Here is a 21,924-nt window from a genome sequence, read left to right as displayed (position 1 = left end):
CTCCTCCTTTATCTCTTGTTATGTATGACGATGCGAACAGCCAAGCCGCAATGCAATGTTGCGGTTTGCGATGAGCGAAAAACGCTGTCACAGATTTGTCGTTTCCAATAAAACAATATATTGGAAATAAAAAGAAAAGAGCCCACCCGAATAAAAACGGGCGAACTCCCTGTTTATTCGGCAACCTGTCAACCTTAGCACCGTCAGCACCTTAGGCCATGGCTTTGCGTCCCTGCGTTTCCGCAGGTTTGCCTTTATCTGCTTTTATTGATATAAATTCATTTTCTGCTCACAGTTCACTTTAAATGAAAATTTTGTTTTTTTCACCGAAAAATAGGTGAAAAGTTTCATGCGGGATGCCGAATGTTGTTCATGAATGTTAATGCGTGATCCCGAAATTAACAAAAAAATATGCGGGAAAACGAAAAAAAACGTTTAAACCCGCAAAAAATTCCAAATCTTAGATAAAGAGTATATTAAAATATTAAAATAACAGCATTGACTTCATAAATAAATCATGAAAGTCCGTAAAAGCTTCAGCGTTTCCTTTTACAATGTTCATTCAATTAAAACGTTTCTTTTACCCGGCCGTTTTAACTGACGAGAAAAGACAAACCGGCTTGCGAAAACATTGAAGCAGAACGGTAAATTTGCTGAACTGTCCCATTCTAAACGGTATCTTGAAATACTTCCGATGTTCCATACAAAAAAGCAGGCTGAGTTTCGCCTGCTACAAGGATTTTGAGAGTCCGATCGTCCGCTCGATGATGATCAGCGCAATCACTGAAACTGTGATAAAAATAACCGAAATCGCATTAACGCTCGGATCAAACGTCTGGTCAATATAGCTGAACGTGCGAACCGGTACAGGCGTGACAGCCGGTGAAGAAACAAACAGACTGATTGATATTTCTCCAAATGACGTTACTGCGGCAAAAACGGCTCCCGCAATGATTCCCGGTTTAATGAGCGGCAAGGTGACATGAAAAAAGGTATGCCAAGGGCCTGCGCCGAGATTCATGGATGCCAGTTCAAGCTTCGGATCAACGTTCGCCATACTGACTCCGACCGTCCGAACAACATACGGAAGGCTGATCAGCATATGCCCGGCGGCCAGCCCGGCAAACGTGCCGTTCATCCCAATCATTGTCAATAAATAGAGAAATGACACGCCTAATGCGATTTGGGGAATCATCAACGGCGATAAAATAAAAGCCTGAATCGCCTGTTTTCCAGGAAAGTTGAGCCGCGCCAATGCATAGGCTGCAACTGTTCCAAGGATCACCGCAAGAGGCGTTACAACGAGGAGCAGCAGACAGCTGACCCAAATCGATTCCATCCAGCCGCCGCTGCTGAAAACTCCGGCAAACCAGCGCAGCGAGACGCCTGATGGCGGGAACTTCGGATATTCGTCCGGGCTGAAAGCCGACAGTATGATCACAAAGACAGGCAGCGCCAAAAAAAGGTATACCAATAAACCCGCAGTCCAAACACACACATCAATCCATTTCCCCCCAGACAGACGGCGGAATCGCCTACCCATTTATTCTCGCCTCCCAACGCTTTTGGAAAAAACCAAGGATTCCGATAACCACGCTGACAACGGCTAATAAAGTAATCGCCATAGCGGCTGCAAGAGGAAGATGAAAAACTTGCATGACCTGCTGATAGATTGACAACGGCAGGAGCGGCTGCATCCTCCCCCCGACGAGAAGAGGCGTAATATAGCTTCCGGCAGAAAGCGAAAACACGATCATTGCTCCTGTCAGCATTCCCGGAACCGTCATCGGCAAGGTCACGAAAAAAAATGTCCGCAGCCTCCCCGCTCCAAGGCTCATCGAAGCAAATTTAAGATCGGGTTTCATTTCGCTTAAAGAACCGGCGAGCGGCAGCACAGCAAACGGCAGCATAACCTGGACATATGCAATGATGACGGCGTTCATATTCCATAAAAGCGGCAGGGGCTTTTCAATCACCTTCATGCTGATAAGCACCTCATTGACGATCCCGTTTTGCGAAAGCAGCACAATCCAGGAAAACGTCCGAATGACCACACTGGTCAATAAAGGAGAAACAAGCAAAATGTAAAACAAAGCCCGCAGCCTGCCGGTTGGCGCCTTAACGAGTAAATATGCCGCCGGATACGCCATCACAAGGCATAGAACAGTGGTCTTCAACGCCGTCCAAAGCGTTATACCGATTGTTTTTAAATAAATGTCTGAAGAAAACACTTCGACATATTGAGAAAAACTATATGTTTCGAGGGTATTCATCATTGCGTCCACGTCTCTGAAACTTAAAAACAGCAGCAGAACAAGCGGCAAAATGAGAAAAACGCCGAGAAATAAAAGGACAGGAACAAGCAAAAACCAATAAAATCGTTTTTGTTCAACAGCACCCATCTGCATCCTCCTTAACATCCAGCGGAACAAAATCGTCCGGCTCCAAAGAAAGATACACTTGATCTCCCGCCTTCGGCAATCTTGGAAATTGAGGATCGGGCGCCTGAATGATCCATTCTCCTTTGAAAACAGCGGCTTTCAGCCTGAGAGCATGCCCGGCATAGCTGACTTCCGTTAACGTTGCAGGCATTTCAATCAGCCTGTTCTTCTGCTTCTCGAAGGAGACTGAGATTCTCTCAGGCCGCACCATGAACAATACAGAGGATTTTTTTAAGAGATTCTGGTTGATTTCAAAAGTCAGCGGAACGCCTTCATACACTTCGAAATCGACTGCTTCGTAGCCGTAACCGCCCGATGAAGGCTGTATCTCCGACGCACGCGCCTTCAGCAAATTGACCTGTCCGATAAATTCGGCGACAAATTGATTGGCAGGCGTGCGGTACACGTCCAACGGAGTGCCGAGCTGCTGAAGCCTGCCGCATCCAAGGATTCCAACTCTGTCTGATAAGCTTAAGGCCTCCTCCTGATCGTGCGTCACTAAAATCGTTGTAATGCCGACGCGCTTTTGGATGCTGCGCAGCTCCGTCTGCATTTCTTTTCGAAGTTTCGCATCCAGGTTGCTCAGCGGCTCGTCAAGCAAAAGCACAGACGGCTGAACGGCCAATGCCCGGGCAATCGCCACCCGCTGCTGCTGGCCCCCGCTCAGCTGACGGGGCATGCGTTTGGCAAACGCTTCAAGCCTGACAAGAGCGAGGGATTCCATCACCCGTTCTTCAATCTTGCGGCGGGGCCATTTTCGAACTTTCAATCCGTATGCAACATTGTCAAATACGCTGAGATGCGGAAATAAAGCATAATCCTGAAATACCATTCCGATATGTCGGTCGTATGGCGGCAAATCAGTTACATCTCGTCCCCCTATATATACAAAACCTGACGTCGGTTCAAGGAACCCGGCAATGATATTAAGGAGCGTTGACTTTCCGCAGCCGCTCGGACCGAGAAGAGAGAAAAACTCCCCTTCTTTGACTTCAAGCTGTACGTCTTCCAATGCGATGGTGTTTCCGAAATGCCGGCTGACATGCTGAATCTGAATTGCACTCATGTTTGTCACCTATTTTCCGCCAAGTACTTGATTCCAGCGATTTGTCCAATCGCCTAGATCTTTTGCAGCAACTTCATAGTCAACCCATTTTAAATTCCTGTAATAGTCCTCCCCTACTTTGATCTTTCCTTTTAATTTATCGCTGTATTTCACTTTTTTATTGGCCATGCCGTAAAACGTTCTATCGGCAAAATCTCCTTGCACTTCTGGACTGAGCAGATGATTTAACAACTTGTATGCGTTATCCTGATTAGGACTTCCTTTCACTAAAGCCCAGCTGGCAACTGCTGCGACTGCACCTTCCTCAGGGTATGCAAATCCCAGGTCAAGACCGGCATCCTGCAAAGAAAAAGCGCGTCCGTCCCAAAACGGAACAACCCATGCATCCCCGCGCTCCAGAAGCGTTTGTATCGAGCCCGGATTATCGGGATAGGCCGTTATGTTGTTCTTTAAATCCGCCAAACTGTTGAACGCTTTATCCACGTCTTTCCCATTTGACTCCAGGCCGCCCTGGGCATTGATTAATCCTACAAAAAACTGAAGTCCCGCCGAATAAGCCGGCGATGATATGGCTACATGACCTTTATAGCTGCTGTTCCAAAGATCCGTCCAGCGCTTAGGCTCCTGTGGTACAAGATCCTTTCGGTAGACAATTCCGAGCTGTCCCATACTGAAACCGGCCGCATACTGCTTTCCATCATCAGTGAAACGTTTCTGAACGGAATGGTACAGATCGCTGACATTCGGAACCTTTTCCTGATCGATCGGCGCCAGCAATCCCGCCGACTGTGCCCTGTGAATCGTATCCGGCTGCAGGATTAAGAGATCATACGGAGCATTTCTGCCATTCGATGCTTTGAGCTTTGTAAACCACTCAGAGTCTGTCCCTGCGACGACTTTGACCTTCAGCCCTGTTTCTTTTTCAAAAGATTTAAGGCTCGGCTTGATATGTTTTTCCCAATCGCCCCCATAGACGCCGATAACGACTGTATCTGATTGTTTGCTTTCCTGACTTCCGTTTCCGCCGCAGCTCGAAAGGAGGAGCACCGATACAAGAGACAGAATAAATAAAGCAGAAATTTTACTTTTCATTGTCATCTCACCATTCCCGTGTTATTTTTGCCAGCCAGTTTTTCCACAGCGGCCGCAACGTCGCCTTTACTGATCGAACCGTTATGTTCTTTTGAAAAATAACGGTGGACTAAATGTTTAACATGTGATCTTTGATGAGCCGGGAGCCGTCGCAGAAGCCGGGCCAATGTGCTGCTGGCTTCCTCTGTCCAGCACCGTTCGTATTCTTCTCTGGCGATTCCGAAATCCCATTGTTTCCGATGTTCGCCTGCTTTCTTTTTTCTGATTTCAGCTGTTTCTTCCAGATCAATCATGAAGGAGCCTGCACCGTTTTCTTTTACAGCCGCGCCGTATTGGTGATAGGCCGCTTCCGGGCTCAGCAAGCCCGCGTCAACTTCTCTCAAAATCGATTCAGCTTCCCGGCTGAAGGGATTTCCCCAGCCTCCGCCGCCAGGTGAATGAATGCTGAGAACATCCCCTTTGTTGAGCTTTAACACGTCGATCTTAGAAATCGTTTTCTCCTGAGGCTGATCCGGATAAAGGCGCACCCGCCCGAGCGCTCCTGCCGTTCCCCCGGCGAGCCCCCACGGATGAAAACGCATCCTCTCCATCCCTCTTGCGGTCACAATGGATTCTGGATCCGCCGCTTCAAACTCCAGCCCGATTGCATGGCCGCCCCTGTGAAAACCGGCTCCGGCGGTATCTTTGATCAGCTCATAGCGGCGAACATGGATGTCAATGTGCTGTTCAAGGCTTTCAATCGGCGTATTTTTCAAAAATCCGGAGGCATGGTCAATTCCGTCTGCTCCGTCCATGTCATGCTGGCCGCCTCCTCCGCCTCCCATCGGTTCGACCACCGACATCTTTCGGCCGCCCGTTGATTCGTCGGGGACCGACAGTACGACAATCGCTGACTGACCGGCGCCTGCTGCAGGCACAGCTTTCGGAAGCGCCTTGGCCAAAGCGCCCAGTACAGCGTTATAAAGTCTCATCGTGATCGAATGACGAATGCCGACCGCCGCTGGATATTCCGGATGAACCAGCGTACCCTTTGGAGCGATAACTTTGATCGGCCTTGTCAGTCCCCCGTTAATCGGAATATACGGGTCTTCACTTATGATATAGTTGATCAGGCCCTGATATAGAAATGAATGTTTGCTTCCATTAGTGACAAGGTTAAATGCGGTTTTCACCTGGGGATCACAGTCTGAAAAGTCCAATGTGATTTCCCCTCCTGAGACGTTTGCCGTAACAGCCAAGCGGATCGGAACGTCAGAAATCATATCGTCATCAAGGTAATCTGAAAAACTGTATGTGCCTTCCGGAATCCTGCTGATAACCCGGCCGGCTCTCATCGCTGCTTGTTCGAGCAAATCATCCATTCCTTGTTGGACCGCTTCTTTTCCAAACTTTCCGACCATCTCTGTCAATCGATTCTCCGCCGTATTGACCGCAGCCACCATCGCATGAATATCCCCTTCATTTAAGTCGGGAACTCTGCTGTTTGCCCGCAAAACATTCAATATATCGCGATTTTCTCTTCCCGCTTTGTAAATCCTTACCGGCGGTATCCTCAGGCCTTCCTGATGGATGTCTGTCGCTGTCGGCGAGATGCTTGCCGGGACAAGGCCGCCGACATCGCTGCAATGGACAAAACACCATGCATAACTGATGACCTCGCCCTCCATGAAAATCGGCTTCACCACATGAATATCAGGCAAGTGAGTCGCCAATCCGTCCGTTGTATAGGGATCGTTTGTGAGGATAATGTCTCCCGGTTCAAATGGGCCGCTTTCTTCGATGACCCGTTTTAATGAAAGCCCTAAAAAAATCGTGACGCCGACCGTTTTCGGATAAACGAAAAACTCCCCTTCCGGCGTCGCAAGCGCAGTAGCGAAATCAGCTGATTCTTTTACAAATGTGGTAAAGGACGTCCGTTCAATAACGTGCCCCATTCCCGCGGCTATCGCGTTAAAGTAGCTTCTCATCATTTCCAGCCGAGCAGGATCTGTGCGCATGGTCAGCTCTCCTTCCGTTCAATGATCAAATTTCCGGAATGATCGGTTTTCCCGCTCCAATTTGGCAAAATCAGCGTCGTTGTATCGTCCTGCTCAACAATGGCCGGCCCATTTATTCTCTGTCCGTGCCTTAAATCTGAACGACGGTATACGGAGGCTTGATATGTACCGCCTTTCATGATGATCTTTCTTTGGCTGACCGGTTCGGCATCGGTCAGCTTACTTTGATATCCTTTTCCGCCTGGCGGCTTCGGTGTCTTGCCTATGATGCGGACGCGCATATTCATCAATTCAATGCTTGCGTTCTCATCGCTGAGTCCATATTGCTTCCCATGTAAGAGATGAAAGGAGTCTGCGATTTCACTCGCGCTTTTACCTTCCAGGCATTTCGGTGAAACAGGGAGCTCAATTTCGTACGCCTGACCTTTATAACGGGCATCAAGCAAGTAAAGAAGAGAGGTTTCCGTCATCATGTCCGCCTGTTGTTTCCGCAGCCATGTTTCCGCTTGTTCTTGCAGCCTCACAAACTCCGCTTTTAACTCAGCCGTTTTTATTTGCTCAAGCAGCACCTGTCTTGAACATACAGCATCGTAGATAAAATCAGCCGTCAGTGCGCCCAAAGCGGATAGAGTTCCCGGATGCGGCGGGATCAGCACATTTTTGGCCTGAATTTCCTCAGCCAAAAAATTAGCAGTAACCGGGCCTGCGCCTCCAAAAGCCATAAGGCTGAATTCACGCGGGTCAAACCCGTGTTGCTCCATGACATTGCTTAGTTCCGTGTACATATTGGCAAGCGCAACCTGAATCATCTTATCCGCGGCCTGCTCCACATCTGTGCCTAAATACTCGGCAACCGGGAGGAGCGCTTTTTCGGATCTTTCCCGGTACAGTTTCATATTTCCTGATGCAAACCGGTTTGGATTTAAATAATGACATATGAGAAACGCATCTGTAAGTGCGGCCTTTGTTCCTTTTCCGTAACAGGCCGGCCCCGGATCAGATCCAACTGACTCCGGTCCTACCTTCAAGAGACCGCCGCTGTCAATCCATGCCACCGATCCTCCGCCAGCACCGATCGAATACATCGCTACAGACGGAATCGTAATCGGAAATCCCGAGATTTGATTTGACTGGGTAAAGGTCGGCTCTCCTTCTTCAACAATCGAAATATCCGCGCTGGTTCCTCCGACATCAAATGTGATGATATTCGCCTCGCCGGCGGATTCCGCCGTTCTGATGGCTCCGATGACCCCTGCTGCCGGTCCGGAAAAAAGCGTTTTGACAGGTGCCTCGGCAGCCGATTCAATATCCATCAATCCTCCGTTAGACTGGGTGATAAACGGCTGCGCCGAAATTCCTTCCAGAGCAAGCCTCTCTTTCAGCGTTCCAAAGTAGTGATGGACATTCGGTTTAATGTATAAATTTGCGACGGACATAACCGTTCGTTCGTATTCCCTCATTTGCGGCCAAAGCTCCGCAGACGTTGCCACCTCAAGCTCAGGCGCTATTTGTCTGATCCGTTCGGCAGCCTGGCGTTCATGGAGCGGATTCCGATAGCTGTGCAAAAAAGAAACAACGATTCCTTTTAAGCCTTTTCTTAAAACTTGTCCAACCGCCTCATCGATCTCTTCCATATGAAGCGGCAGCTTTTCAGAGCCGTCATAAAGCATTCTTTCTTGAATGGGAAACACGTTTTTCCGGGGAATGAGAGGCTCCGGCATTCTCGATCTAAAATCGTAGGGTATCGGAAGCCGAAGGCGCTGAAGCGAAAGAATATCACGGAAACCTTCGGTTACGAATAAAGCAATATCAGCCCCTTTGCGTTGTAATAATGTGTTCAAACCGATTGTCATGCCGTGTACAAAATGATGAATGTCTGAAGGCTGAACACCCCGGGTTTTCAAGAGAGCCAAGCCGTTGATGATCCCTTGGGCCGGATCTTCGGGAACGGTCGGCGTTTTAACTGCGGTCATGCTTCCATCCGCTGGATTTAACAATGTAAGATCGGTAAAAGTACCTCCAATATCAATTCCAAGCCGGTAACCTTCTTCATTCAATCCCGATCTCCCCTTTTAAAAAATATCCTTTTTTTAAAATATTTTACTATCATACTAATCAAGCACGAGAAAGTCGTCAATTATGTTTAATTACAATATTCCAAGTCTTTTTTATTTAATATTTTATTTTAAGATACCATAAAATCACATTTTTAATTGTGTTGTTCACAGTATTTCATATTTTTGGTGTTATGCTTTTCTTCGGTCCAACGACACACCCCTGCCATAAAGAGGACTAATTAACCACTAAAACAAAGGTTATCCATTACGACAAAAAGCCTAAAGGGCTTGCGGATTTGATCACAAAGATTCATTTTCATGGATATTCAGGATTTATTGCCCAATTCCCTATGACAAAGTGGTACACTCTGTACTAAATAAGTCGCAGGAAGGGCAGATTTCCAATGAAAGTCTACGAAGCGGAAACCCTAATTTCAGCTATGAAGCAAAGATCTGATGAATATAAAAACTTGAGAGAACAGCTCGTCAGCTTAAAGAAAGCGTTAAACAGCGTCGCAGAACTTGATGAGTTTCAAGGAAAAGGCGCCGATGCCATTAAAGCGTTTTACAGAGATCAATCAGGGGTCGTAGACGGCTGGCTGGATTTAGCCGATATGCAGATTCAGTTTCTGAATGGTGTATCTGCGGCTGCCGAAAATGCCGGACTTTCAGAGGACACATTCGTTGATGTTCAATTTCTTGAACAGGAGCTTGCAAATGTCCACACCCTCTCTCAAAACATGGTCTCCGCACAGCAACAAGAGCTGTCGAATATTTTAGGACAGATTGATGATTTAATATCATTACAGCCGTTCTCATCCGATGAAATCAAACAGCAGCTCGATGCTGCAAACCAAAACAGAAAAGACACGATTAAAGCTGTCGAGGATCTTGACGGACTGCTCAAAAGAGAATACTCGGCGTCTGAGCAAATTCAGCAAATGATCCAGACTGACTATTCCGCCTTAATCGACGCAACAGGAAAAGGGAAAAATGCGTCTCCGCTAAACTACAATTCACATATCTATCAAAACAGTGAAGCCTATAAACTGAAACATCGTATGCATCAAGAGGCCAGAAGCTACATCGCAAATAAACAAAAACAGGATGAAACAGGAAAAACCGAAAAAGCAGAGGAACTTTAGGCTTTCAAATTGTTTAAAACCCCGTTTTCACAACGGGGTTTCTTGTTCATCTTGTCAAAACGCCTCCGTCTTAACCGATATTGTATATACAGGGGAAACAAAAGGGGGAAAAGCAGTGAAGAAAAAACGATTTAAGCTGAAATTGGGGACGAAAATTAATCTTCTCGTGTTGACAAAATCCCAAAACGACTTTTAGTTTTGGGATTTTGTCATCCTTTCAGTGTGACCCGCAACCCTTGCAGTCTAGGAAGGCCGAGCATCAGAGCGGACTTTCACAGGAGGTGATGACGGCGGCGTTCAGGCAGGACGCCTGGGCGGTTAGCCGCCGACCCTCCTCCTATTCGTGAGCACCGACTTAGCAGGCCTGACAACGAATGCGAGGGTTTCTCGACACGCTGGGCTGCCGTTAAAACGGCAGCTTCTTCTTTTCCGCCGTACAGGAAGTCAAATCGCCGATAATGTCTTCTGCACGCTCATACGGGAGATCAATCTGCAGCATTTTCCGCAGAACTGATGTAAGCCCAGGCGATATGCTGAGCTCTTCTTCCCAGCATTTTTCTTCCTCATCGGACGGTGTAAACCCGGAGTACAGGAGAAACAATGCGAAATGCCCTAACGCATAAAAGTCACTTTTGACTGAAACAGCACGCATCAGCTTTTTTTCCGGGTGCCGGTCATCAACACGTTCTCTTTCAGTCAGACGGCATGCCAGTCCAAAATCTATGATGCGGATCGTCCCTCCACTCACAATCAAATTTGGATTCCTCAAATCCCGGTGAATAATTCCACGCCTGTGAAGAAGGGAAACGCTGTCAAGCACTTCCTTCAATATGCTGATCGTTTGCTGTTCATCAAAGACACGCCCATCATAAAAGAGCAAATCTTCAAACGTTTTTCCTTCGATATACTCCATTACGATAAACCGCTCGCCGGCCGCTTGAAACACCTCATATATACGGGGCGCGGCAGGCAGATCCAATTCCCGCAAAATTTCAGCCTCGTGGTTGAAAGACTGCCGGCCGGCTGATGTCCATGCTTTTGTTTTTCTCTGTTGCTTAATGACGCGGAAACCTGCTCTCCCAAGTTCTTCGGCAAGATATGTGATGCCGTAGCTGCCCATCCCGAGCACACGGTTAATCCGATATCTCCCCTCCAAGACAGTTCCTTTTTTGAGCGGGCGGTCAAACAGCCATCTCATCAATGTTTTCACGCGATTTAGCTGCTGCCGAAAAATTTCTTATGCTTTCTTTTGTAATGGTGATGACCGTACCCTTTTCTTTTATAATCACTGCTGCTGTATTTTTTGTATGATTTCCGTCCGTAATCGCTGCTGCTGTATCGTCGGTTTTTACCGTTTTGAAGTGCCTTCAATAGCTTGCGAAGCAACTCGATCAGCTCCTTTTCTGTCTTGTATTTCATATCATTCGCGCAGGAAGGCTTGATAAAGGGGGCCTGAAAGTTTTTCTTTCATATGAGAAATTTAGATTTTGAACCTCTAAAACTTTATAAACGACCGTCAAAATTTTTAAAAAAGGCGAAATGATAGACGGATATTCAGCATTTCAAGAGGAAAAACTTATTAATCTCCCCTTTATTTCTCAAATCATTTTTACGATAATAAAGTTGTATTTACTTCCGGTCCGCTGCGGCCGAATGATTTAACTTAGAAGAAAGCAGGACAACAAGAATGGACAAGATTAAATCTTTGCTGATCACTTTGCTCGCCGTCGCCGTCGTGATCATCGGCATTATATCTGGCGACTTTTTCACTTCAGAACACCAGCCTAACGGCCAGCAAAACGGCTCAAACTATGATGAAGTGCTGATTTTTCCGTCGGACCGCTATCCTGAAACAGGCGCACACATTCAAAAAGCCATCAAAAAAGGGCACTCCGAAATCTGTACGATCGACAGGGACGGAGCCGACGAACGCCGAAAGGATTCATTGAAAGATGTTCCTTCCAAATCAGGCTATGACCGCGACGAGTGGCCGATGGCCATGTGCGAAGAAGGCGGAACAGGTGCTTCCGTCGAGTATATCAGTCCGTCTGATAACCGCGGAGCAGGATCTTGGGTGGGCAATCAAGTAAGCGATTATCCGGATGGGACGAAGGTACTTTTCAAGATTAAATAACACTGGAGGTACGGTCTTTGATCAAAAAGTGGGAAGCACGAGAAATGACGATGTCATACCATCAGTTTACCGTTTATCAAAAAGGCGGAAAGCCGCCCGTTATGGATTGGACAGACGAGGATATTAAAAGAGGATACACAACGGGAGAGCACGCGGTCTCGTTTGAAGCTCTCGAGAACACGGCATCTTTAGTAGAAGTCCGTTTGAATGTCCAAGAACAGGTGCCCTCCTTTAACAGGCGCGTCACCGTTTCTTTCGACGTCCTTCATGACGGAGTCGAAATTGCAAGCGTCCTATCCAAAAAATTGACATGCGACATCCCGCAAGGCGCCTATCAGCTGACATGCTACACGATAATGCCTGATCATAACATCACTGCGAAGATCACCTATATTCTCGATTTTAAACAGGCTTGAACAACGGATAAAGGCGCCGGTTTCATCCGGCGCCCTCATCCTAAAGCTCTTCCCCGTTCGTATGAATGACGTTTTGGTACCAGTAAAAGCTGTCTTTTTTAATTCTCTTCAAGTCCTTTACATTCTCTTCATCACGGTTAATATAAACAAACCCGTATCTTTTCTGATAGCCGTTCAGCCAGCTCAATAAATCTGTAAATGACCAGCTGCAGTAGCCGATTAAATCGACTCCGTCGTTTAAAGCTTGTCTGCACTGTTCAAGGTGCGCACGCAAATAGGCAATTCTGTAATCATCATGAATCGCGCCGTCATTTTCAATCTTATCGAATTCCCCCAGCCCGTTTTCCGTTATGAAAAGCGGAAGCCCATAGCGGCTGGAAATCCGGCGAAGCCCGATTCTTAAACCGATCGGATCAATGGCCCAATCCCAATTTGATGTCTCAAGATGAGGGTTCCTCTTTGTTTTGTATAAACCGGGCATGCCTGTTTCCTGGTTGCTGCCCTTTTGGCCGGTCGTATTCATCTTTCCTTCCGCTACCCCGTCAAGAGGATTCATTTCATATGTGATGGTTTGATAATAATTCACACCGACAAAATCGGGTTTTCCTTTTGCTAAAAGCTCCATATCCCCATCCTCAATTGTCGGCGCCCAGCCTTTTTCCTTTAGATATTTCAAAGGAATGCCCGGATATGTTCCCCGGCAATACATATCAAGCCACCAATAATTTGTAAATTCCTCGGCATTTTCGAAAGCGAGGATATCATCCGGACGGCTGGAGAGTGGATATGCAGGCGAATAAGCAAAACTAGGTCCGATTTTTCCATCGGGAACATACCGGCGAAAGGAATCGATTGCCTTTGCATTCGCCAGAAATGCAATATGGTTAGCCTCATAGAAGCGCTTTCTACCCTTCACACCCGGAGGATGCATCGCTGTGATAAAGCCGTGATTAAAGTTGTAATTTTGCTCGTTAAGTGACACCCAATATTTGACCCTGTCCCCATACCGCTTATAGAGCGTAACGCAATACGCATTGAAATCCTCTATAATTCTTCTGGATTCAAAGCCGCCGTATTCATCCATTAAAGCCTGGGGAAGGTCCCAATGATAAAGCGTCAAAACAGGTTCAATATCATGAGCAAGGAGCTCATTGATCAAGTCATCGTAAAATCTCAAACCCGCTTCATTGGCTTCTCCCCTGCCCTGCGGAAAAATTCTCGGCCAGCTGACTGAAAAACGGTATGCTTTTAACCCCATCTCAGCCATTAAAGCAACATCTTCTTTAAAACGGTGGTAATGGTCGACCGCAATGTCTCCATTGCTTCCTTTAAACGTTTTTCCGGGAATCTTTGTGAACACATCCCAAACCGAGAGGCCTTTGCCGTCTTCCTTCCAGGCTCCTTCGATCTGATAGGCTGCTGATGCTGATCCCCATAGGAAATGGTCTGGAAATGGGCGTAGTCGCTGATGAATCATATGGCTCAACTCCTGTTTCGTATTTTGATCCGGATGCTCCTTATCATATTCTATGAAACGCGTTTCAGATCAAACATCATTTAAAAAAAGCTCCGCCAGAAGCTTTTCCCGGTGCTGAAGAAAATACTTGGTTAAGGTGTAATGATCCGTATCCTCATAGTTCACTTCAGCGATTTGTTCACCATCAAAACTGAAGATTTCGGCTTCCGGATACCCCAATAAAATGGGGGAGTGGGAGGCGATGATAAACTGAGCGTGGCTGGATTTCGTCAAATCATGAATGATTTTCAGGAATGCCAGCTGTCTTGCCGGGGATAAAGCAGCTTCAGGTTCATCGAGAAGATAGATTCCCTTTTCTTTAAAACGATGCTTGAAAAGCGATAAAAAAGATTCGCCGTGCGATTGCTCGTGAAGAGATCTGCCTCCGTAGCTGCGAAAACCTGTGATATCCACTTCATCAATATGAGTGGCAAAATGATAGAAAGATTCAGCACGCAGAAAAAAGCCGTTTGTTACTTTGGGAAGCCACGACAATCTGATATAGTCTCCTAGAGCCGATCCGGAGCCGTACACTTCATATGTATTATTTCTTCCCCCGCCAGCCGTGTTAAATTCGCATTTATCTGCGATTGCTTCAAGCAGCGTCGATTTGCCTGATCCGTTTTCCCCGACAAAGAATGTTACGTTTTTTTGAAACGTCAGTTCTTTTAAATGTTGAATAGCAGGAATTGAAAATGGATATTTTGCATAAGAAGGAACTTCTTCCCGAAGTAAAGTCAGCTTTTTTAAAAACATGCGAACACCCCTTGCTTTGCTTTTACTCAACTGTATCACGTTTTCTTAGAGGATAACGGAAAAAAGAGGTTTGCGCTTGTGCACAAACCTCTTGACTTAAATTGAAAATACTTCTTTTAAATGGGCGTCCAGATCAGCTAAATATTGATCCACTTGCGGATTGCTGATGACATCATGGACAGAGAATGTTTTTAAAGGCTTCATGCCGACGAATTCCTGCATTTTATGCAAATGAAACAGCGCTTCATCAAGGCTTTTACCTTCGAAAAAAGTCCCTGCTTTGGAGAAGACATCCTTCGGCGCGTTCCATGTGGTTGAAAACATGTACTTTTTATCGGTAAACAGCCCGCCTCTGCCGTAGTCTTCAGACCCTTGATAAAAAAGCCCGTACTCATAAATTTCATCAATATATTTTTTAAATAAAGCAGGAACGCTGAACCAGTAAACAGGCGTCTGATAAATAACGGCATCAGCCCACTTGAATTTCTCGTGTTCCTCCGGGATTTGATAGCCGTCTGCCACCACTGTTTTTTTCACTTCATATTTTTCGCCCAGCTTGTCCACCATCGCTGTAAAAATAGTGTGATTGAGCTGTCCTCTTGCATGGGGATAGGCTTCATGTCCGTTGATGATTAAAATATTTTTCATCTTTCTTATCCTCCTTATGTTTCAATTTACCAATACCTTTATGATTCCATCTTTCACCTTAAAAAGTAAAGCAGGTTGCACAATCAATCATTTTATTTTTTCCCAATACTAATTATCTTATTGCCTAATCCCTACTTCAGTGCTATGGTTTACTTGACTAAAGGAATAGGAGGATTGTTTAAGTGAACAAATTGCATACGTATAAGCGTATTACATTGTGGATAACAGTGTTAGCGCTTGCTCTTATAACAGCTGCATGCAGCACAGCTCAAAATAAGGCTGAAAACCAAAAAACAGCCTGGGATGAGATAAAGGAAAAAGGGAAGATCGTTGTAGCGACTTCAGGAACCCTTTACCCCACTTCATATCATGACACTGATTCCGGCAAGGACAAGCTGACCGGCTACGAAGTTGAAGTCATTCGTGAAGCAGCTAAACGGCTCGACCTGAATGTTGAATTTAAAGAAATGGGCTTTGACGGCATGCTGACGGCAGTGGGGAGCGGACAAGTGGACGCTGCTGCCAACGATATTACAATGACAGACGACCGCAAAGAAAAGTTTTTGTTCTCTACGCCTTATAAATATTCATTCGGAACAGCTATCGTCCGCAAAAAAGACTTATCAGGCATCCACACGCTTGAGGACTTAAAAGGAAAGAAAGCCGCTGGTGCAGCTACGACAGTTTACATGGATATCGCACGCAAATACGGAGCCGAGGAAGTCATTTACGACAACGCGACAAATGATCAATTTTTAAAGGATGTAGCGAGTGGAAGAACCGACGTCATCTTAAACGACTACTACCTTCAAAAGCTCGCGCTCGCCGCAATGCCTGATCTGGATCTGACTATTCATCCCGATCTTAAATACTATCCGCATCAGCAAGGCATGATCATGAAAAAAGGAAACACTGAACTTAAAAAGCAATTCGACAAAACGATTGACGAAATGCTGAAAGACGGCACAATCAAAAAGATTTCGAAAAAGTTTTTCGGCGGTGCCGATGTTTCGAAAAAGCAGGATATCGACTATATCGATGTCGATGTGAATAAATAGAGGGATATAAATTGGGCTCTATTCAATGGGAGTATATTTTTAATGCAGAATTGGCCGCGAAATCGTTTCCTTATGTGATGCAAGGCATATGGAATACGCTTTTCATTTCTTTTGCGAGCATGTTTGCCGGTTTAATTCTCGGTTTTTTCATCGCGCTTGGGCGCATGTCCGGGATCACTTTGCTTCGTTGGCCGGCAAGAATCTATATCTCGTTTATGAGAGGCGTTCCGATCCTGGTCATACTATTTATCCTTTATTTCGGTTTTCCTTATATCGGAATCCAATTTACGGCTTTGACTGCTGCCTTAATCGGCTTCAGCATCAACAGCGCCGCATACATTGCCGAGATCATCCGTTCGGCCCTGTCGTCCGTTGACAGAGGACAGTGGGACGCTGCAAAATCGATCGGGTTTTCCTACTGGCAGACGATGCGCCACGTGATTGTCCCTCAATCGGTTAGAATAGCGCTCCCGCCTCTTGCAAACGTGATGCTTGATCTCGTTAAAGCGTCTTCCCTGGCCGCCATGATTACCGTGCCTGAATTGTTTCAACAGGCAAAAATCGTCGGCGGACGGGAATTCGACTATATGACGATGTACATTTTAGTTGCCTTGATTTACTGGGCCGTTTGCTCGGGGATCGCTTTGCTCCAGGATTTTCTGGAAAAGCGGACAGAAGTTTATATCAAAAAATAGCAAGAAGCTGCCGGGGTGCTCCGGCGGCTTTCCATACTGTGAAACGGAGGCGGTATTATCCATATCGTCAGATCGACTCATTTTCACGCAGAAAACCTTTATACGATCGACAGAAACAAAGTAAGCTATCAAACCGATTCATCAGGCCATTTCCAAGCATCATACGTCTACTGCAACCATACGAATGCTGAAGACCGCATCCATATATCCGTCTTCTTTGAAGGAAATGACCGGCCCTCTCAAACCTTTCCATCCATCGTCCCCGCTCATTCGTCCAAGAAAATCAACATCAGGCTCCAGCATGTTCCCACGGGCAGACACATCGTTTATATCATCACCCAGACCTTCATGTTCGATCCAAAGGCTGAGCGCGATTGCAAATGGAATCGGGATGCCGACTATGTAGCGCCCTACTATTTTGAATTGATTTCACATGCTTCGCATCCTGACCGGCTCTCGGCACACCCTGCCTATATTGAACCCGTTAACTGTCAAATGAACAGCGGAAGCGAATCTCAAACGGGATTGATTTACCTGTCTGATAAAGCAGGAAACCCGGTTGAAAAAACCGGTTGAAAAAACCGGCCGAGAAGATCTGTATATCTCTTTGGTCAACCAGGAAGCGCATCGTTTAAAAGGCTATTTATATTACTTTCAAAACGGAGAATATCAAGAATTCATGATCAGTCAATCTAAAGCTCAAGCATTCTCCTACGCACTCGCTCCTGAAACCGTCCAGACTTATCCGATAAACTTAAAAATACCCGGGAACAATTATTTCAGATACCTGTCGACATCCATCCCGCCCGACGGGCCATACCGGGACGCTCCTTTTCCGGCGAGGATGATTTACTACTCCAGGCTTTATACGTGGTAGTCTCACATCGGAATGGATACGCCGCTCTCCGATCGTTTTCTGACTTGTACAAGTCATCCGCCGCCGGACCTTCTTAGGCTGCTTGTGCGGCAGCACAGGCAGCTCCTTATTCCATTCGAAAGGACATCCCGCCTTTCACCCGAATATCGCCTGGATGAGCGCTTTTTGCAGCATTAAACACCCGCCCCATCCGCATATTCCAAATACAACAGAAATGACAACCGGGAATGATGCTTTTAAACTCAAAACCACGATCAAAAGGAGAACCGCCGTGGCGGGAAACCCCCATAGCACGCCTTTCGCAAATTGGCTTAAATGCTTCAAAGATTCCCCTTGTACACTCAGCCAAAATAAACTGAGCAGACTGACAAGCGGCAAAGCCGCAATCATTCCGCCCATTTCAGGCGATTTTCGTGCGATTTCGGTTATAATGGCAATCAATATTGCAGAAACCCCGATTTTCACTATTAAAAACATGATTTTGCCTCCCGGCTCAACAAGGAAAATGCCGTTTTAATCATTTCGACTTCTTCCTTATTTAATTGCTCCAGCACCTTTTGCAGTTTTTTCGGATTAAGCCTCGTATGCCGTTTCACTGCTTCTTCACCTTCAGACGTTAACGTGACGTAGACTTTGCGTTCATCGCTGCTGTCCCTGTTTTTCTGTACAAGGCCTTTTTGTATAAGTCTTTTCACATGTTCTGATGCCGTATTATGAGAGACATCCAATAATCCTGCTAAATGGCCAATGGTCACAAAGCGGTTTTTTTCGATATGCTGAAGCATCCGAACCGCGTGGTGAGACAAATGATCATCATGTTTCGTGTGCAGATGGTAGTAAATATCCGTCCAGTCCTGATTCATCACTTCTATGATTTGTTCCGTATTCATTTTCATCACCCTCTCTAATTATATCTTATTATACGATATATTCTTAAAAAAAGACATAAAAAAAACCCGGCTTTACCGGGTGTTCGCTTTTATTCATTTCAGATGCTTTCTCAAAAACGCCAGCTTTTCGGTTTGGAACGGCGGGATGTATTCGTGTCCAAAATAACGGTACACTTTCATTTCTTTATCTGTTTCCAAGTGATTGTAAGCCGCAAAGACGGTAGATGGCGGTGTGATGGTGTCAACCAGTCCGATCGACATGAGAACGGGTGCTTTGACCGCTTGGGCAAGGTTCATGATATCGAAATAAGACAGGGTTTGCATGGCCGCCTGTTCAATATCCGGGCTGGTGTTTCTTCTGAAAAAGGAGTTAATTTCGAGATAAGGCTGGTCGATCGCTGTATCGATCGCTCGTTGAAAATTGCTTAAATAAGGGTATTCGGACACGGCTGCTTTTGGAATATCGGACAGCGCCGAAACCGCGACGGCCAGCCCGCCTCCTTGGCTTGCCCCGATCACCCCGACCCGCTTTTCATCGACTTCAGCAAAACCGCTGACCACTTCGACTGCTCGTACGGCATCTAAATAGACCCCTCTGTAGTAATATGTTTTCGGATCGAGGATTCCTTTTGTCATCCAGCCTGGTACATGTCCGTGATGAGAGGTCTCTGTATCTTCACTGCTGTTCTGCCCGCGGACCAGCATACCGAATGCCGCATAGCCGTGAAGAGCCCAATTGACAATATCGTGAATGTCTCCGTCATAGCTGGCGTTATAGCCGTGGTATTTGACGATCGCAGGATGCGGTCCTTGGCGGTCGGGTACTGCGTACCAGCCTTTGATTCGCGCTCCCCCGATGCTTCTGTATGTAAGCCAGTAGACTTTTACCCCGTCAGCCGGATATTCATGTGGTCCAAGCTCAGGCTCCGCTTTTTCATTTGCCAATTCCTCCAATGAGCTCTTCCAGAACTCTATAAAATCGGCCGGTGCGGTCCGTTCTGGTTTATACTGATAAAGCTGTTCAAGCGGCATATCATAAGGCTGCTGCATCTTGTCTTTCCCCTCTTCTTTTCATTTTTTGAATATTCTTATCATAACATTCCCCTTCAAGCTGTGTATTGATTTTATTTGTATTGATTCTGTCACTCCTGCGCCTCCCATTAGCTGACCCCCGCGACACAAAACCGCTTTTTCAATTTATGTTATAATGCTAGATTGAGACTAAAAATATGCATTTGCGCGGAGGTTTTTTTGTGACTTCACAATCCTTTCTGCAGCTGAACTCAATATTTATCAGTATATTAATAGAAGCGATTCCGTTCGTCTTGATCGGGGTTTTTATATCAGGTTTGATTCAAATGTTTGTGACGGAGGAGATGATGGCGAAAATCATTCCGAAAAACCGATTTCTCGCCGTTTTGTCAGGGACATTTGCCGGGGTATTGTTTCCGGCTTGCGAGTGCGGTATCGTTCCGATTGCCCGCAGACTGCTTTTAAAAGGAGTGCCGCTTCACGCAGCAGTCGCCTTCATGCTGACGGCCCCGATCATCAATCCGATTGTGTTATTCTCGACATTCATCGCTTTCGGAAACAAATGGGATGTCGTGTTCTATCGCGGCGGGTTGGCGATTGCGGTGTCTCTTATTGCCGGGCTGATCATCTCTTATCAATTTAAAGGGAATCAGCTGATCGAAAACGGGACGCACGGCCATCACCACCATGTCCATGCGAGTCAGTCTTTCTTGCAAAAGCTCGGCGGGACGCTCCGCCATGCAGTTGACGAGTTTTTCTCAGTCGGCAAATATTTGATCATCGGCGCATTTGTCGCAGCGGCGATGCAGACGTATATTAAAACATCGACGCTTTTGGCGATCGGGCAGAATGATGTATCTTCCTCCCTTGTTATGATGGGGCTGTCATTTGTGCTGTCCCTTTGTTCAGAGGTCGACGCTTTTATTGCTTCTTCTTTCAGCAGCACGTTTTCACTCGGCTCCCTCATCGCCTTTCTTGTATTCGGAGCGATGGTGGACATCAAAAATCTGCTGATGATGCTCGGCATCTTCAAAAAGCGCTTTGTGTTTGTCTTAATCGCCTACATCGCCGTTATTGTCTTAGCCGGATCACTGTTGGTAAAGGGGTGAGAACATGTTTCGCACATTCATTTTAATGTTGTTTACATTTTTCTTTTTTCATCTTCATGCATCCGGCAATCTGACAAAATATATTAATATGAAATACGCTTACCTTTCATACATCGCTATTTTTCTTCTGGCCATTTTAACAGCGGTGCAATTCTACATTTATATGAAAGGCTCGGATGAAAAAGGATGTGACCACGACTGCGGATGCGGCCATGATCACGATCATGAAAAAGACAAGCCTTTTCTGAAAAGAATGTTCATTTATTTCGTGTTCTTCTTCCCTTTATGCACCGGACTTTTTCTGCCGGCAGCGACGCTTGATTCCAATATCGTCAAGTCGAAGGGCTTCTCGTTCAAAGCGATCGAACAGCCGGAGCATTATGCCCAAACCCAGTACCTGCGCCCTGATACAAGCATCTATTACGGCCAGGAAGGGTACGATGAATTGATGAATAAAGCGTTGAAGAATTATAAAGGAAAACAGCATATTACATTAAAAGACGATGACTTTTTGAAAGGCATGGAAACAATCTATCATGATCCGGGAGAATTCCTTGACCGAACGATCGAGTTCGACGGCTTTGCTTTTAAAGGGGAAGCGATCAGTGACAAACAGCTGTTTGTCCTCCGCTTCGGAATCATTCATTGCATCGCCGACTCGGGAGTCTACGGCATGCTGGTCGAGTTCCCTGAAAATATGGATATTAAAGACGACCAGTGGCTTCATGTAAAAGGAACGCTGTCTTCCGAATACTATCAGCCTTTCAAATCTACGATCCCCGTGCTGAAAGTGAAGGATTGGTCTGCAATAAAAGAGCCGAAAGACCCTTACGTTTATCGGACATATTAAAAGCCGGCACTTCATGTGCCGGCTTCAGCTTGTCGACAAAGCCACAAAAAGTGGCTTGATCGACAAGCTTTTTTTGTTAAAATGTGAGTGAAATCTAGTTTTTGGAGGTTTTTCCATGTTGTCTAAGCACTCTAAAGATCAGCGC

At 46.1% G+C, this 21,924-nt stretch carries 24 protein-coding genes and 1 riboswitch; of the genes, 9 read left to right on the top strand and 15 right to left on the bottom strand.

Translation table 11 applies throughout. The features are described 5' to 3' along the window. Positions 1-176: 176 nt before the first annotated feature. Positions 177-263: riboswitch (cyclic di-GMP riboswitch) on the bottom strand. Positions 264-730: 467 nt separating this feature from the next. From BTA31_RS18215 to BTA31_RS18190, 6 genes are read right to left on the bottom strand one after another with little or no spacing between them, the layout of a single operon-like run. Continuing rightward, positions 731-1,543 carry an ABC transporter permease gene (locus tag BTA31_RS18215; protein WP_076793433.1) on the bottom strand — a complete coding sequence of 271 codons (813 nt, stop codon included), beginning with the start codon at positions 1,541-1,543 and terminating at the stop codon, positions 731-733. After that, entirely contained in the window at positions 1,536-2,402 is an 867-nt protein-coding gene (locus BTA31_RS18210; RefSeq protein ID WP_076793432.1) for an ABC transporter permease, read from the bottom strand. Before BTA31_RS18210 ends, BTA31_RS18215 begins: the two co-directional genes overlap by 8 nt. Further along, positions 2,389-3,507 (bottom strand): ABC transporter ATP-binding protein, encoded by a 1,119-nt coding sequence (locus BTA31_RS18205; protein WP_076793435.1) that lies wholly within the window; start codon positions 3,505-3,507, stop codon positions 2,389-2,391. Before BTA31_RS18205 ends, BTA31_RS18210 begins: the two co-directional genes overlap by 14 nt. A 9-nt stretch (positions 3,508-3,516) precedes the next feature. Then, positions 3,517-4,599, bottom strand: a complete 1,083-nt coding sequence (locus BTA31_RS18200; RefSeq protein WP_043925439.1) for an ABC transporter substrate-binding protein — start codon at positions 4,597-4,599, stop codon at positions 3,517-3,519. Positions 4,600-4,601: 2 nt separating this feature from the next. After that, positions 4,602-6,596, bottom strand: a complete 1,995-nt coding sequence (locus tag BTA31_RS18195; protein ID WP_076793431.1) for a hydantoinase B/oxoprolinase family protein — start codon at positions 6,594-6,596, stop codon at positions 4,602-4,604. Between the two features lie 2 nt (positions 6,597-6,598). Beyond that, positions 6,599-8,653 carry a hydantoinase/oxoprolinase family protein gene (locus BTA31_RS18190; protein WP_076793430.1) on the bottom strand — a complete coding sequence of 685 codons (2,055 nt, stop codon included), beginning with the start codon at positions 8,651-8,653 and terminating at the stop codon, positions 6,599-6,601. A 404-nt stretch (positions 8,654-9,057) separates the two neighbouring features. Here BTA31_RS18190 and BTA31_RS18185 point away from each other — a divergent pair, with 404 nt between their 5' ends. After that, a complete protein-coding gene (locus BTA31_RS18185; protein ID WP_076793429.1) occupies positions 9,058-9,798 on the top strand; it encodes a ribonuclease YeeF family protein in 741 nt (246 codons plus the stop codon). 406 nt (positions 9,799-10,204) lie between these two features. Here the strand turns inward: BTA31_RS18185 and BTA31_RS18175 are convergent, their stop codons facing one another. Then, entirely contained in the window at positions 10,205-11,008 is an 804-nt protein-coding gene (locus BTA31_RS18175) for a serine/threonine protein kinase (RefSeq protein ID WP_076793427.1), read from the bottom strand. A 5-nt stretch (positions 11,009-11,013) separates the two neighbouring features. Continuing rightward, the gene (locus tag BTA31_RS22780) at positions 11,014-11,217 is read right to left on the bottom strand and encodes a hypothetical protein (protein WP_128814219.1); all 204 of its coding nucleotides are present in this window, start codon (positions 11,215-11,217) and stop codon (positions 11,014-11,016) included. 268 nt (positions 11,218-11,485) lie between these two features. Here BTA31_RS22780 and BTA31_RS18170 point away from each other — a divergent pair, with 268 nt between their 5' ends. Together BTA31_RS18170 and BTA31_RS18165 are read left to right on the top strand one after the other, a co-directional pair. Beyond that, positions 11,486-11,932: a NucA/NucB deoxyribonuclease domain-containing protein gene (locus tag BTA31_RS18170; RefSeq protein WP_076793426.1), complete on the top strand. Its 447-nt coding sequence runs from the start codon at positions 11,486-11,488 to the stop codon at positions 11,930-11,932. Between the two features lie 17 nt (positions 11,933-11,949). Beyond that, positions 11,950-12,348: a competence protein ComJ gene (locus tag BTA31_RS18165; protein WP_076793425.1), complete on the top strand. Its 399-nt coding sequence runs from the start codon at positions 11,950-11,952 to the stop codon at positions 12,346-12,348. Positions 12,349-12,388: 40 nt separating this feature from the next. Here the strand turns inward: BTA31_RS18165 and BTA31_RS18160 are convergent, their stop codons facing one another. The 3 genes from BTA31_RS18160 to BTA31_RS18150 form a co-directional block, all read right to left on the bottom strand. Continuing rightward, entirely contained in the window at positions 12,389-13,825 is a 1,437-nt protein-coding gene (locus tag BTA31_RS18160) for a glycoside hydrolase family 1 protein (protein WP_076793424.1), read from the bottom strand. A 69-nt stretch (positions 13,826-13,894) separates the two neighbouring features. Then, positions 13,895-14,620, bottom strand: a complete 726-nt coding sequence (locus BTA31_RS18155; RefSeq protein ID WP_043925446.1) for an AAA family ATPase — start codon at positions 14,618-14,620, stop codon at positions 13,895-13,897. Between the two features lie 96 nt (positions 14,621-14,716). After that, the gene (locus tag BTA31_RS18150) at positions 14,717-15,268 is read right to left on the bottom strand and encodes an NAD(P)H-dependent oxidoreductase (protein ID WP_043925447.1); all 552 of its coding nucleotides are present in this window, start codon (positions 15,266-15,268) and stop codon (positions 14,717-14,719) included. A 182-nt stretch (positions 15,269-15,450) separates the two neighbouring features. On the opposite strand from BTA31_RS18150, the gene BTA31_RS18145 reads away from it, so the two are divergent. Further along, positions 15,451-16,326: a transporter substrate-binding domain-containing protein gene (locus tag BTA31_RS18145; RefSeq protein WP_076793423.1), complete on the top strand. Its 876-nt coding sequence runs from the start codon at positions 15,451-15,453 to the stop codon at positions 16,324-16,326. Positions 16,327-16,337: 11 nt separating this feature from the next. After that, positions 16,338-17,021, top strand: coding sequence for an amino acid ABC transporter permease (locus BTA31_RS18140; RefSeq protein WP_076793422.1), 684 nt, complete (start codon positions 16,338-16,340; stop codon positions 17,019-17,021). A 159-nt stretch (positions 17,022-17,180) separates the two neighbouring features. On the opposite strand, the gene BTA31_RS22880 is transcribed toward BTA31_RS18140, so the two are convergent. After that, entirely contained in the window at positions 17,181-17,342 is a 162-nt protein-coding gene (locus BTA31_RS22880; protein WP_158039132.1) for a hypothetical protein, read from the bottom strand. Between the two features lie 27 nt (positions 17,343-17,369). Here BTA31_RS22880 and BTA31_RS23420 point away from each other — a divergent pair, with 27 nt between their 5' ends. After that, positions 17,370-17,597: a hypothetical protein gene (locus BTA31_RS23420; RefSeq protein WP_239693241.1), complete on the top strand. Its 228-nt coding sequence runs from the start codon at positions 17,370-17,372 to the stop codon at positions 17,595-17,597. Then, positions 17,581-17,898, top strand: coding sequence for a hypothetical protein (locus BTA31_RS23415; RefSeq protein ID WP_239693240.1), 318 nt, complete (start codon positions 17,581-17,583; stop codon positions 17,896-17,898). Before BTA31_RS23420 ends, BTA31_RS23415 begins: the two co-directional genes overlap by 17 nt. A gap of 135 nt (positions 17,899-18,033) precedes the next feature. Here the strand turns inward: BTA31_RS23415 and BTA31_RS18130 are convergent, their stop codons facing one another. The 3 genes from BTA31_RS18130 to BTA31_RS18120 all read right to left on the bottom strand — a co-directional run bounded on the left by BTA31_RS18130 (position 18,034) and on the right by BTA31_RS18120 (position 19,838). Next, the gene (locus BTA31_RS18130) at positions 18,034-18,375 is read right to left on the bottom strand and encodes a DUF3147 family protein (protein ID WP_076793421.1); all 342 of its coding nucleotides are present in this window, start codon (positions 18,373-18,375) and stop codon (positions 18,034-18,036) included. Then, a complete protein-coding gene (locus tag BTA31_RS18125) occupies positions 18,366-18,794 on the bottom strand; it encodes a MarR family winged helix-turn-helix transcriptional regulator (RefSeq protein ID WP_083698342.1) in 429 nt (142 codons plus the stop codon). Before BTA31_RS18125 ends, BTA31_RS18130 begins: the two co-directional genes overlap by 10 nt. A gap of 87 nt (positions 18,795-18,881) precedes the next feature. Next, the gene (locus BTA31_RS18120; RefSeq protein ID WP_076793419.1) at positions 18,882-19,838 is read right to left on the bottom strand and encodes an acetylxylan esterase; all 957 of its coding nucleotides are present in this window, start codon (positions 19,836-19,838) and stop codon (positions 18,882-18,884) included. A 203-nt stretch (positions 19,839-20,041) separates the two neighbouring features. On the opposite strand from BTA31_RS18120, the gene BTA31_RS18115 reads away from it, so the two are divergent. Beyond that, on the top strand, positions 20,042-20,929 hold the full coding sequence (locus tag BTA31_RS18115) for a permease (RefSeq protein WP_083698343.1): 888 nt from the start codon (positions 20,042-20,044) through the stop codon (positions 20,927-20,929). 4 nt (positions 20,930-20,933) lie between these two features. Then, positions 20,934-21,779, top strand: coding sequence for a TIGR03943 family putative permease subunit (locus BTA31_RS18110; RefSeq protein WP_076793417.1), 846 nt, complete (start codon positions 20,934-20,936; stop codon positions 21,777-21,779). Positions 21,780-21,924: the final 145 nt, after the last annotated feature.

Source organism: Bacillus haynesii, assembly GCF_001969855.1.
GTDB lineage: Bacteria > Bacillota > Bacilli > Bacillales > Bacillaceae > Bacillus > Bacillus haynesii.
Note: the sequence above shows the minus strand (reverse complement) of the source record. Positions and strands in the feature narration are given on the sequence as shown.